Origin of the sequence: Mycoplasmopsis glycophila, assembly GCF_900660605.1 — a bacterium.
Lineage (GTDB): Bacteria > Bacillota_I > Bacilli_A > Mycoplasmatales > Metamycoplasmataceae > Mycoplasmopsis > Mycoplasmopsis glycophila.
On sequence record NZ_LR215024.1, the window covers coordinates 403422 to 415849 of the forward strand.

The following is a 12428-nucleotide window of genomic DNA, read 5'->3' on the forward strand; positions in this document are numbered from 1 at the left end:
TAGAACTTCAAAGTCAGGTTCTAATTCTAAAACGTTAAGTAAAACACAAAATTCTAGGGGTTCCTAGAATTTTTTATTGCTTTTGATGTGGAATTTTTACCATAAAAAAAGTGATAAGCTCTTAAAGCAAAATAATAATTTTTAAATTTAATATAAAATTTATTTTAACTTAAACAAAGTTTATAAAATAAGAAAGCTACACAAAGGGAGAAGTTTATGAAATTAGTTGATAAATTTGAAGTTCTTGCAAAAGAATATAATGAAAAAAATCAAATTCCAAACGAAGTAAAAGAAGTTGTCGAAGCATTAGGTGGTGTAAATAACATTTTATCATTCAATAACAGCGTTTCTGAATTAAGATACGACCTTAAAGACTTATCATTAGTTAATGAAGCAGCATTAAAAGACATGGGTGCTACAAAAATTGTTATGTTTGATCGTGAAAGACACGTTCAAATTTGCTTTGGTGTTGGAACCGAAATAATCAATCAACTTATTAAAAAATATTTATCAAAATTAAAAGAAGAATCTACATCAGAAACACAAGAAGCTAAAAAAGAAGATTGCAAATGTTCAGATAAAGAAGAACAAGTTGTTAGCTCGTTAGAAGTTATCGCTCCTGTTTCTGGAAAAGTAATTTCATTAGAAGAACTTAATGATGGTGTATTTTCTGCTGGACTTGTTGGAAAAGGATTCGCAATTGAAATGGATCTTGCAGCAGGAAAAGTTGAAGTTTTAGCTCCATTTTCAGGAAAAATCGCAATGATGCCTGCGACAAAAAACCAAATTTTATTATCAGCTTCAAATGGTGCTGAAGTTGTGCTTTTATTAGGGCAAGATAGTCACAAATTAGATGGAATTGGTTTTGATGCTCATTATGGTTTAAACTCATTTGTTGAACAAGGAAAATCTTTAGTAACATTAGATTTAAATAGATTCAAATCAGAAAATATTGATAATAAATTTGTTTTTGTTCTTACACAAGATTCAAAATTCCAAACAATTGAAGAACTTGTTAAAGAAGCAAAATCAGGGCAAAAATTATTTCAATTAGTAAAATAATAATCAAGCACAAAATGTGAAAAATAACTTGATTATTTTTTTATAACTTTATAAAAGTTATAAAATAAATATAAGCATACTAAAGGAGACTCATGTTTTGAAAAAAATATAATAAATACTATGAAGTCTTGTTTTGATTTTTTTTATTATTTTTTTCATCTATCTTTCTATGTTTTTGAAAACATCACAAAGGTTTATTCTTTGGTTTTGCTATAGGAAGCTTGGTTAGTTATTTGTTTTATAAAATCAATGTCTGCGGAGCAATTTGAATTTTAACAACTACTAAAAAAGCACACAGGTATATTTTTTATTTTTTAAAATATCTTTTTTATTACGTTTTTTTATTTTTAATTTTTTATTTAAGTTTAAAAATTAATCAAACTTATCACAATTTGCATCATGAATTAGGTAAAAATATCTACTTTAATCCAATTAACTTTTTAACCATGATAGTTGGTTTATCGCTCAATTTTGTTTTACCAATCTTTGTGCATGTTTGTGATTACTTAATTAACAAAATTAAACAAAGAAAATCCAGAAAGGAGATGAATGCTAGAAAAACTTAAAGAATGAGCTCAACCGCAACTCCTTTCTTTAGTTGTAACTGTTTTAGTTATTTTGATATTATCTTTCTTAATCTATTTTAAAGTTAAGAAAGTTAAACATAATAAAGCTCCAACAGGAATTGCTTTTATTGCAGAAGCTTATGTTGGTGTAATTGATAAACAGTTTCATGACGTTGTGGGAGACAAAAGGCTGCAAAAGGCAAAAACTTATATTTTTGCACTAGCAACTTTTCTACTTGTTGGAAATGCAGTAGCATTTATTGGTTTAGAACCAATTGTTACTTCATATAGCGTTCCATTCACTCTTGCTCTAGCAAGTTGGCTTGGTATTTTAGCAAGCGGTATGATTTACCGTAAGTGAAAATATCTTAAAGCTTTTATGTTACCAACAGATGTTATTGGTAAAATTTCACCTTTAATTTCTTTAAGTTTCCGTATTTACGGAAATATTATAGGTGGTTCATGTATTCTTTTCTTAATCTATGCGATTTTTGGTTCGATCGGTAATGCTGATGCTATCGCAGGTAAAGGTTTTGGACCTGTGACTTTTATAGCATCTCCTTTAACAGCAGCATTCCACTTTTATTTTGATGTTTTTGGTTCAACATTGCAAGCTTATATTTTTACCCTTTTAACATCAGTTTATTGATTAATTGAATCTGAACAAGATGAAAAACCAAAAGCAGAAAAGAGAAGAAGAATTTTAGTATTTAAAAAAACTTTCACAAAAAAACAAAGTGCAACAATCTATTAGGAGGATAAAATGATTGAAAGTGTAACAAAATTATTAGCAGAAACAACAAATACTGCAACAGCAGCTACTACTGAAGCAGCAACTAGCGGAAGCGGATTAAAAGCAGGTTTAGTAGCAGTTGGTGCTGGTTTAGCAGCAATTGGTGTTATCGGAACTGGAGTTGGACAAGGTTATGCAGCTGGTAAAGCTTGTGAAGCTGTTGGAAGAAACCCAGAAGCCGAAGGAAAAATTCGTACAATGTTAATTATCGGAGCAGGTATTGCTGAAACTGCAGCTATTTATGCTTTTGTTGTTGCTTTAATTGTTAAATTCGTTGGATAATTCAAAGTATGTTAACTAACATTAACTTATTACTAGCGGAAAATGAATCAACAGTAAGTAAAATTGCTGAAAAATTTAATCAAATTTTCCCATCATGACCAATGATGTTGGCCACAATTATTTCGTTTGTCATCGTCTTCACTGTGCTTACTAAACTTGTTTATAAACCAGTTAAAAAAATGATTCAAGAGAGACAAAATTATATTCAAGAAAATATTAATCAATCTGTTAAACAAACTGAAATTAGTTTAGCAAAATTAGATGAAGCAAATGCAAATTTAATTAATTCACGTAAACAAGCTGACATTATTATCACTAAGGCAAAATTAAGAGCAGAAAAAGTTTCTGATTTATATACATTAAAAGCAAAAGCTCAATCTAAACGTTTACTTGAAGAAACACATTTAGATATTGAAGCGCAAAAAAGAGAATTTGAAGAAAATTCGAAAAAATATGTTGTGCAAGTAGCAACAGAACTTGCTGACAAAATTTTAAAACGTGAAATTTCGCAAGAAACTCAATCAGAAATTATCGATAAATTTTTAAATTCAGATAAAGAAGTGGATGAAATTTAATTATGTATGCTAAAAGAAATATAGCAGCTTATTCAGTTGCGATTTTTGACTTAGTTAAAGAAGAACACGAATTATCTAAAATTCAACCTGAATTTGAGAATTTATTAGAAATAATTAAATTAAACCCAGAGTTAGTTACTTATTTAGGGAATGACTTAATTTCTGAAAAAGAAAGATTAAAAACAATTGAACTTGTATTTAAAGATTTTCATTGGATTATTTTAAATACATTAAAAGTTATAGTTCAAAGAAGAATGAGTCCATATTTGAAAAAAATTATCATCGAATATCTTAAACTTTCAAATAAAGAACTCAAAATCCGCTTTGTTCGTGTAGTGTCAGCTTTTCCGTTGGATGATAACCAACTTGAAGAAATTAAGAATAAGCTACAAAAAGTTACAAGAAGAACAATAAAATTAAAACATTCCATTGATCCTAACTTAATTAGTGGAATTAGAATTGAATCTCGTACAGAAATTTTAGAAATGAATATTAAACATGATCTTGAAAAGATTAAGTTAGATATTTTAAAAACAGATTTACAGAAAGGAAAATAGAATATGGCAATTCGTTTAGATGATATTTCTGCGATTATTAAAGATCGTATTAAAAATGTCGGAAATACAGCTGATAGAAGTGAAATCGGACAAGTAATTTCGATCGGTGATGGTATTGCTGTTGTTTCTGGTTTAGAAAAAGTTAAAAACTCTGAAATTGTTGAATTTCAAAACGGTGTTTATGGACTTGTTTTAAACTTGGAAGAAGAAACAGTTGGTGTTGCTTTATTTGGTGATGCTAATAGTGTTTCAGAAGGTGATACAGTCAAAAGAACAGGTTCTGTTATTTCTGTTGAAGTTGGAGATGAACTTTTAGGGAGAGTAGTTGATGCTCTTGGAAACCCAATTGATGGTAAAGGAGCAATTAACGCAAAAAAAAGAAGTGAAATTTTTAAAGTTGCTTCTGGTGTTATGTCAAGAAAAGAGGTTAATCAACCACTTGAAACAGGAATTATCGCAATTGATTCAATGATTCCAATTGGAAAAGGACAAAGAGAGCTTATTATTGGTGACCGTCAAACAGGAAAAACTGCTATTGCGATAGACACAATCATTAACCAAAAAGGTAAAAATGTTAAGTGTGTTTATGTTGCAATTGGACAAAAAAATTCAACTGTTGCTCAAATTGTTCAAAAACTTTTAGATGCAGATGCACTTAAATATACAACAGTAGTAGTTGCTGGTGCTAGTGAATTAGCTCCACAACAATATATTGCACCTTACACTGGTGTTACTATAGCTGAAGAGTGAATGTCAAAAGGAGAGGATGTTCTTATTGTTTATGATGATTTATCTAAACATGCGATCGCTTATAGAACATTATCACTTCTTTTACGTCGTCCACCTGGACGTGAAGCTTATCCTGGAGATGTTTTCTACTTACACTCGCAACTTTTAGAAAGAGCAGCTAGATTGAATCAAAACTATGGTGGTGGTTCAATTACTGCTTTACCAATTATCGAAACACAACAAGGTGATATTTCAGCTTATATCCCTACAAATGTTATTTCAATTACTGATGGTCAAATTTTCACCAAAGAAAGTCTCTTCAATTCAGGTCAAAGACCAGCTGTAGATATTGGGTTTAGTGTTTCACGTGTTGGTTCAGCTGCTCAAACTAAAGCTATGAAAAAAGTGGTTGGATCGCTTAAACTTGAATTAGCTCAATATAACGAAATGTTAGCCTTTGCGCAGTTCGGTTCTGACCTTGATGATTCAACAAAAAATATTTTAAATCATGGTGCAAAAGTATATGAACTTTTAAAACAAGAGCAATACTTCCCGATTTCTCAACCAGATCAAATTATTTTACTAGTTGGAATTAAAGAAAGAATTGTAAACCCATTACCAACAGAATATATTCACGAATATCGTGATGCTGTTCTTTCATGAACTAAACATGAAGGTCAAGAAATTTATGCTCACATCGAAACAACTGGTTTAATTTCAGAAGAAGATTATCATAAAATTGAAGTTGCTTTAGTGCACATTGTTAAAGATATTATTTTAACAGTTCCGAATTATGATGAAAGAATGTACAAGTCTTTTCCTGAAAAATTTAGAGACTTATAATGGCTAATTTAAACAGTTTAAAAAATAGAATTTCAGTTGTTTCTAACACTTCAAAGATCACAAATGCTATGCAACTTGTGTCGACGGCAAAATTAAGAAGAATTAAAAAAGAATTCGAAAGCATTGATTCATACTTAAATTTATTAAATGATACTTTTGATAGCTTAATCGAGCACGTTCAACCTGAAGATTTTTATTCTATTTTTCCTAAAAATGAAAATGTAAAATCAAAAATCTATATCGTTATAACAAGTGATTTAGGACTATGTGGTTCTTACAACACAAATGTAATTAATTTACTCAAAAAAAATATCACCTCAGAAGATAAGGTGATTGTATTAGGAACAAAAGGATATAGTATTTTACATTCTACTGCTCTTAAAGATCAAATTATTGATCATTATTTAAATTACGGCGAAAAAGTTGACTATTCAATTGCTAATAAAATTACAAAAGAAACTTTGGATTTATATGCAAAAGGACAAGTTGGTGAAATTAATTTAATTTATACTAAATTTGTTAACAATATTAATCAAGAAGCAATTCTTAAAAAACTTTTTCCACTTGATATTGAGCATAAAACAAAAACAATTTCACAAAATATTGAATTTGAGCCAAATGCAGAAGTTGTTCTCAAAAACTCAATTCCTTTATATATTGGAAGTTTAATTTACTGCTTGGGAAGTAGTTCAAAAATTTCAGAAATGGCATCGCGTAGAAACGCCATGGAAAATGCTACTAATAATGCAAATGAACTTATTTCAAACTTACATTTACAATTTAACCGTGAGCGTCAAAGAGTTATTACACAAGAAATTAATGAAATTGTAGCAGGAGCTGATGCTACATAGAAAGGAGAACCAGAAATGACAAAAAACAAAGGTACAGTTATTCAAATTTTAGGGCCTGTTGTCGATGTTCGGTTTGATGAAGGTAAATTACCAAAATTACTTAATGCACTTACAATTGAAGCTGATGGTAAAATCTTTACTCTTGAAGTTGCACAGCACATAGGTGATGATACTGTTAGAACTATTTCAATGGTGTCAACAAATGGTTTACAAAGAGGTATGGTAGTTGAAGATACAGGACATGCTATTTCAGTTCCTGTTGGTAATGTTGTGCTTGGTAGAATGTTTGATGTTTTAGGTAATCCAATTGATGATTTACCACTTGATCCGAATGTTGAAAGAGCACCAATTCATGCACCAAGTCCAAGTTACGAAGAACAAAAAACTACTTCTGAAATTTTAGAAACAGGTATTAAAGTTATTGACCTTTTAATTCCTTACGCAAAAGGAGGAAAAATTGGTTTATTTGGTGGAGCTGGAGTTGGTAAAACAGTTCTTGTTCAAGAATTAATTAACAACATTGCTAAAGAACACAACGGTCTTTCTGTTTTTGCTGGAGTTGGAGAAAGAACACGTGAAGGTAATGACCTTTACTATGAAATGAAATTAGCTGGTGTTCTTGATAAAACAGCACTTGTTTTTGGACAAATGAATGAACCACCAGGTGCACGTATGAGAGTTGCTCTTTCAGGTCTTACTATGGCCGAATACTTTAGAGATCAACAAAATCAAGATGTGCTTTTATTCATTGATAATATTTTTAGATTTACACAAGCAGGTAGTGAGGTTTCTGCTCTTTTAGGACGTATGCCTTCAGCTGTTGGGTACCAACCAACACTAGCAACTGAAATGGGGGCGCTTCAAGAGAGAATTACTTCAACAAGAAGAGGTTCAATTACTTCTGTGCAGGCTGTCTATGTTCCTGCTGACGATTTAACTGACCCAGCACCTGCTACAACATTTAACCACCTTGATGCTAAAACTGTTCTAGATCGTGGAATTGCAGCATTAGGGATTTATCCTGCAATTGATCCGCTCAATTCATCATCAAGACTTTTAGATCCACTTGTAGTTGGTCAAGAACACTATGATGTAGCACAAGAAGTTGTAGCTATTTTACAAAGATTTAAAGAATTGCAAGATATTATTGCTATTTTAGGAATGGGTGAATTATCAGAAGAAGATAAAAAAATCGTTGCTCGTGCACGTAGAATTAGAAACTTTTTATCACAACCATTCCACGTAGCCGAAAAATTCTCTGGTATTATTGGTGCTTATGTGCCACTTTCAGAGACTATTAGAAGCTTTAAAGAAATTCTTTCAGGTCAATATGATGAATATCCTGAAGAAATCTTTAGATATGCTGGAAGCATCGAAGATGTTAAAAAAAGATATTCAAAAATCGAATCTAAAGAATCTGATAAAAAACTGCAAGAAAATAATTAAATATGTCAAAAGTTAAATTAACAATCACTACACCTAATGGTATTTTTTATGAAGGAGAAACAGAGATTGTTTCTTTAAAAACTGCATTAGGATACATCGGACTTCAAGCTCATCGTACACCGCTTTTTAGTAATATTGAGATTGGTAAATTAGTAATTGGTTATGAAAGTGACCCTAATTCAATTAAATGTTCAATTGGTGGCGGAATAGTTTACGCTGATTCTGAAAAAGTTAATATAATTACTGAAGACATCATTGATGCTCGAAATATTGATTTAGCTCGTGCTCAAAAAGATCGCGATTTAATTATGGCACAACTTTCAAGTGCTAAAAAAGACAACATTGATTTATCAAAATTAGAAGTGAAGCTTAAAAAAACTTTATCAAGAATTGACACTTACAATCAATTTAATAAATAATTTAAAAACCTTCATTCTCAAAATGAAGGTTTTTATAAACTTTTTTATAAGAAAGGAGGATCTTTATGACAAAATTATTAGACAAACTACAAACTAAATCACGAAGACTAACATTCTTTGCTGGAGCAACAATTTTATTGATTTTATTAATCGGATTTATTATTTCTTGGTTTGATGTTGTTTCAGAAAATCAAGCACGCTGAAATGCACTTTCAGAGCAAAGTAAGTTAGAAATTGTAAGACATAATTTAATCCCAAGTCTCCAAGCAAACTTTTGAAAAAAAACACTAACATTTACTTATATTAGTAATTTTTCAATTGGTTTGGCTTTACTTCTTTACGCTTTAAGACCAAATTCAATTAAAACTAATAATTTTTTAATTTTATCAGGCATTTATATTTCAGTAACTTTTCTTATTTTTTGAGGTTTAATTTTCCCGGGGCTATTTATCGAAAAAGTTTATTCACCTACAAGAATGCTTGTTTCAATCACTACTCACTTTGTCAATCCAATTATTGGTATTTCTTTTCTTTTATTTAATTCTAAAAAATTAACTTTTAGTAATAAGTTAATCTTCTGATCTCTTGCTCCGATGTTTATTTATTACTTTTTTGCAATGGGAATGTATTTTATTGGTAATTCTTGAACCAAACAAATTCATCTTGAAGCTTCAAATAATGAATATCATTTAGCAAAAATTCAAGATCTTTCAGGTTTAACTATTTATCCATTTTTAAATTTTGAATATCCACTTTTCTACAAAGGTAATTCTATTTTATATGTTGTTATCTTTAATATTTTAATTTTAATTATCGGAACATCTTTACCAATTGCTTTAGGATTTGCGTTTAAATATTTAGCTAAAATAAAATTTAGAACTAGAAGAAAATATGAGTAAAAAACTTACTCAACAAATTTTATTCGTAGATTTTGAAGCAATTACACCTAATTTTTTACATAAAATTCCAAAATACAAAAACATTAAAGATGAAATCGTTTATTGTTTTACTTTAGGGAAAGTAATTAATAAGGATAAAACAATTTTTAAAACATATTTTATTGATTTAAGTAACTTTGATGTAAAAATATATTCAGATAATTTAACTAAAACACTTGAACAAGCTATTTATGATTTTGTAGGTCCAAATTTAACTATTTCAAATCAAACGATTCAATTTTTAGGTTGAAATGCACATCTTGAAAATAAAATAACATCAAAATATCTTAAAATTCAAACAAATTCAATTGATGATAATCACATTTCGCTTGATAATGTTGCTTTAAAACTTGGTTACCAAGATGTTGATCATTTTCTAGAATTAGATAAGATTAATTTAAAATTAAGTTCTCAAACTGATAAAAAAGGTAAGATTGCAGCTTATTTAGGTTATATTCTTTTTGCATATTATAATAACGAAACTAAACAAATTGATAAACTTAATTACGATGATATTCTTTTAATTAAAGAAATGGTGAAAAATTATAATGAAGCTGATGTTAAACAAACCATTTTTATTCTTAAAAATTTACCAAAAGCTCAAAAAATAATTGATTCATTAATTGTCAAACGCGACAAAATCAACCAGCTTTCTCGTGAATTACAGCGTGGTAAAAAAATGCTTGAATTAATTAAGCTTGATCTAGGTAAACGAAATCGAAATATTTTTGTAAATAAATACATTGAAAATTTACAATCTTGAGTTTATAAAAACCAAAAGAAACAAGAAGAGTTAGATAAAAATTCACACAAATATGATCAAAATCAAGAATTTTTACAAAAAAGCATTAAGCAAAAAGAACTTTTAATTAATTTTCTCCAAAAAGAACAAAATTGTCGTACAATCAATAATGTAATTATTAAACATCAAAAAATTACAAAAGAACGCGAATGAAAACTCAATTTTCTCAAAGATAATTTCCAAGGCAAAACCACCAAGAAAAAGACTAATCAGCGAAAGATTTTAGCAAAATAAAAAGCGCACAAGGCGCTTTTTTTCTTCTAGATAACTTTTGTTATATGGTGCTCTTTACAAGGATCGAACTTGCGATAGTTGATTACGAGTCAACCGTTATACCACTTAACTAAAAGAGCGTGGTGGAGATGACGGGAGTCGAACCCGTGTCCAAACATAAACAAGTATCGCACTTCTACAGTTTAGTTTATTTTTATTAATTACTAAAATATAAAATAAACAAAAATATTATTTAGTAATTGATCTTTCTTCGTTTTGATTACGATCAATTCTCAAAACTATCCTTTATGACTCATTTCAAACTTAAAGGAGTCGTTTGAAATGGCTTTGCCGCTAGTTATTAAGCGAATGCAAAGGCTTGTGATCCAGCAAATGCTGGGTTACTGAATGCAAATTCAGTTTTTTCTTCAGATTTTCCGTTTAAGAAAGCCTAGTAGCAATTATAGTCTGCCACACTACTGCGATGTTCAACTGCCTATATTTGTCGAAACCATTACATCCCCATAAAAATCTTTATAAATAAGATTTTAAGACTTGTTTTAATTTCTTTTCTGTTTCTTCTTTTGCTATTTTAGCTCTTTTGTCATATTTTCTTAACCCTTTAGCAAGAGCTATTTCAATTTTTAAATAACTTTTGTGAAAGTAAATTTTTAATGGAATTATTGTTAATTGTAAAGTTTCAATTTTTTGTTTAATTTTACGAATTTCTCTTTTATGTAACAATAATTTTCTATCACGATATTCATCATTTTTTAAAAGCATGTATTGTTTAAAGAAAGAATCTTTAAGATAAACTTCATTTTTATAAATCGAGCAATAAGCATTAGAAATATCTATTTTATTACTTCTTGCTGTTTTGACTTCTCATCCTTCTAAAACAAGACCTGCTTCATACTTTTCAAGAATTTCATAATCGTGGTGAGCTTTTTTATTTTGAGAAACAATCTTCATATCTTAAAAATTATATTTATCTTTTTTATTTTTTTGCTAAAATATTTATGAAACTTTCGCTATTTAAGCAGTGAGTTTCAAAATTAAATCACTTAAATAAAAAAACATAAAATTTATTTGATTTAGTAAAAATTGATATATAATTATATTGCAAACTTGGGGGGATAGCAAAGCGGCCAAATGCGGGTGGCTGTAACCCACTTTCTTAGGATTCGGGGGTTCGAATCCCTCTCCCCCCACCATTTTTGCCCCATAGCCAAGCGGTAAGGCAGCGGGTTTTGGTTCCGCCATGCGTTAGTTCGAATCTAACTGGGGCAGCCATATCGTCGAAAGGCGATTTTTTTTTTTTATTTTTTGAGTGAGCGAACAGTTTAAGCCAACAAGACAAAAGCAAGTCCTAAAAGGGGCTTGCTTTTCATTTTCTACGAAAGGAGAATAATTCAAATTGAAATACTCCACAAGAGAGCTTTTGGAGTTTGGTTATTCGCAAGAAGAAACTTTTGAAACACAATCAAAAATTGATACTGCTCAAAAAATCAAAGAAAGCATAAAAAGTAAATTTGCTTCTGTTGAAATTGAGCAATTATTAAAAGAATTAAAAGAAAGTCCAAACTTTTTCATAAATGAAGAAGCTTTGGTTAATTTAAAAAATAAACAATTGCTTATCGCTCTTTTGATTTTTCACCAGATTTCAAAAAACGGAAGCATTAATTGTTATGACTTTTACAAAAAGTTCAATTTTACAAAAGACGAATTTTATAAAACTCTAAAAAAGATTGAAGCTCATTCGAAGCAAATCAAAATTATTAGAGAAAGAATTACAAACAAAAACAAAAAAGGAACTTTTAGAATTTCATTCAAAAAGACAAAAAGCAAATATACACCTACCACAAGAAAATTTATTAAATTTAATGAATTTAACCAAATTGCTTTATGTCTGCTTTTGAATGGTAAGAATTTTGTTTCTTTTTTGAGAATAATGAAAACAAAATACTGAAATAATAAAGATTTTGTTTTCAAGTGTGATAGAAATTTCTTAAACGAAGCTAAATCGAAAAAAGCTCATTCTAAACAAAGCTTTTTATCACGTGTAAGGAGTTTTACAAAAATTACAAATTCATTTATCAAAATGAAGCAATTTAGAGCTTGAAAGTTTTTCAAATTTATCAATTCGTTAGTGCGTGATGCTGTTGATTTTTGAAAAATAGAGTACGACAAACTTTGTAAAACTCCAAAGACAACCAGATATGTAAATTTAAATTCATTGTTCTTCATTTATAAAAACAATTTTATTAAGCAATTTCTTTAAAGTGTGGGACTTATAGAATGTGTATTTTAAAAAATTGAGAAAAATTGTTTTCAAAAACACCTAAAAACATA

At 29.2% G+C, this 12428-nt stretch carries 13 protein-coding genes, 3 tRNA genes and 1 other RNA gene; 14 read left to right on the plus strand and 3 right to left on the minus strand.

The annotated features are described in order from the left end of the window. Nucleotides 1-216 precede the first annotated feature (216 nt). From EXC46_RS01570 to EXC46_RS01620, 11 genes are all read left to right on the plus strand, one after another. On the plus strand, nt 217-1062 hold the full coding sequence (locus tag EXC46_RS01570) for a PTS glucose transporter subunit IIA (RefSeq protein WP_044888937.1): 846 nt from the start codon (nt 217-219) through the stop codon (nt 1060-1062). Nucleotides 1063-1611: 549 nt separating this feature from the next. After that, nucleotides 1612-2382 carry a F0F1 ATP synthase subunit A gene (locus EXC46_RS01575; RefSeq protein WP_027333801.1) on the plus strand — a complete coding sequence of 257 codons (771 nt, stop codon included), beginning with the start codon at nt 1612-1614 and terminating at the stop codon, nt 2380-2382. A gap of 9 nt (nt 2383-2391) precedes the next feature. After that, nucleotides 2392-2703: an ATP synthase F0 subunit C gene (gene atpE / locus EXC46_RS01580; protein WP_027333802.1), complete on the plus strand. Its 312-nt coding sequence runs from the start codon at nt 2392-2394 to the stop codon at nt 2701-2703. Between the two features lie 8 nt (nt 2704-2711). Beyond that, nucleotides 2712-3278: a F0F1 ATP synthase subunit B gene (gene atpF, locus EXC46_RS01585; protein ID WP_027333803.1), complete on the plus strand. Its 567-nt coding sequence runs from the start codon at nt 2712-2714 to the stop codon at nt 3276-3278. A 2-nt stretch (nt 3279-3280) separates the two neighbouring features. After that, nucleotides 3281-3835, plus strand: coding sequence for an ATP synthase F1 subunit delta (gene atpH / locus EXC46_RS01590; RefSeq protein ID WP_027333804.1), 555 nt, complete (start codon nt 3281-3283; stop codon nt 3833-3835). A 3-nt stretch (nt 3836-3838) separates the two neighbouring features. Beyond that, nucleotides 3839-5407: a F0F1 ATP synthase subunit alpha gene (gene atpA, locus EXC46_RS01595; RefSeq protein ID WP_027333805.1), complete on the plus strand. Its 1569-nt coding sequence runs from the start codon at nt 3839-3841 to the stop codon at nt 5405-5407. Beyond that, a complete protein-coding gene (gene atpG, locus EXC46_RS01600) occupies nt 5407-6258 on the plus strand; it encodes an ATP synthase F1 subunit gamma (protein ID WP_027333806.1) in 852 nt (283 codons plus the stop codon). Before atpA ends, atpG begins: the two co-directional genes overlap by 1 nt. A 15-nt stretch (nt 6259-6273) precedes the next feature. Further along, nucleotides 6274-7704: a F0F1 ATP synthase subunit beta gene (gene atpD, locus EXC46_RS01605; RefSeq protein ID WP_027333807.1), complete on the plus strand. Its 1431-nt coding sequence runs from the start codon at nt 6274-6276 to the stop codon at nt 7702-7704. 2 nt (nt 7705-7706) lie between these two features. Then, complete coding sequence (gene atpC / locus EXC46_RS01610; RefSeq protein WP_027333808.1) at nt 7707-8123, plus strand: ATP synthase F1 subunit epsilon; 417 nt, start codon at nt 7707-7709, stop codon at nt 8121-8123. A 65-nt stretch (nt 8124-8188) separates the two neighbouring features. Continuing rightward, entirely contained in the window at nt 8189-9022 is an 834-nt protein-coding gene (locus EXC46_RS01615) for an MAGa3780 family membrane protein (RefSeq protein WP_027333809.1), read from the plus strand. Beyond that, complete coding sequence (locus EXC46_RS01620) at nt 9015-10097, plus strand: hypothetical protein (RefSeq protein WP_027333810.1); 1083 nt, start codon at nt 9015-9017, stop codon at nt 10095-10097. The genes EXC46_RS01615 and EXC46_RS01620 overlap by 8 nt, the downstream gene beginning before the upstream one ends. A 45-nt stretch (nt 10098-10142) precedes the next feature. Here EXC46_RS01620 and EXC46_RS01625 read toward each other — a convergent pair. The 3 genes from EXC46_RS01625 to smpB all read right to left on the minus strand — a co-directional run bounded on the left by EXC46_RS01625 (nt 10143) and on the right by smpB (nt 11048). Continuing rightward, nucleotides 10143-10216, minus strand: a tRNA-Thr gene (locus EXC46_RS01625). Between the two features lies 1 nt (nt 10217). Then, nucleotides 10218-10600, minus strand: a transfer-messenger RNA (tmRNA) gene (gene ssrA, locus EXC46_RS01630). Nucleotides 10601-10610: 10 nt separating this feature from the next. Next, nucleotides 10611-11048: an SsrA-binding protein gene (smpB, locus tag EXC46_RS01635; RefSeq protein WP_027333811.1), complete on the minus strand. Its 438-nt coding sequence runs from the start codon at nt 11046-11048 to the stop codon at nt 10611-10613. 158 nt (nt 11049-11206) lie between these two features. Here smpB and EXC46_RS01640 point away from each other — a divergent pair. The 3 genes from EXC46_RS01640 (at nt 11207) to EXC46_RS01650 (ending at nt 12357) form a co-directional block, all read left to right on the plus strand. Then, nucleotides 11207-11290, plus strand: a tRNA-Tyr gene (locus EXC46_RS01640). A gap of 4 nt (nt 11291-11294) precedes the next feature. Beyond that, nucleotides 11295-11369: transfer RNA gene (locus EXC46_RS01645), tRNA-Gln, on the plus strand. A 124-nt stretch (nt 11370-11493) separates the two neighbouring features. Beyond that, nucleotides 11494-12357 carry a hypothetical protein gene (locus tag EXC46_RS01650; RefSeq protein ID WP_129622120.1) on the plus strand — a complete coding sequence of 288 codons (864 nt, stop codon included), beginning with the start codon at nt 11494-11496 and terminating at the stop codon, nt 12355-12357. Nucleotides 12358-12428: the final 71 nt, after the last annotated feature.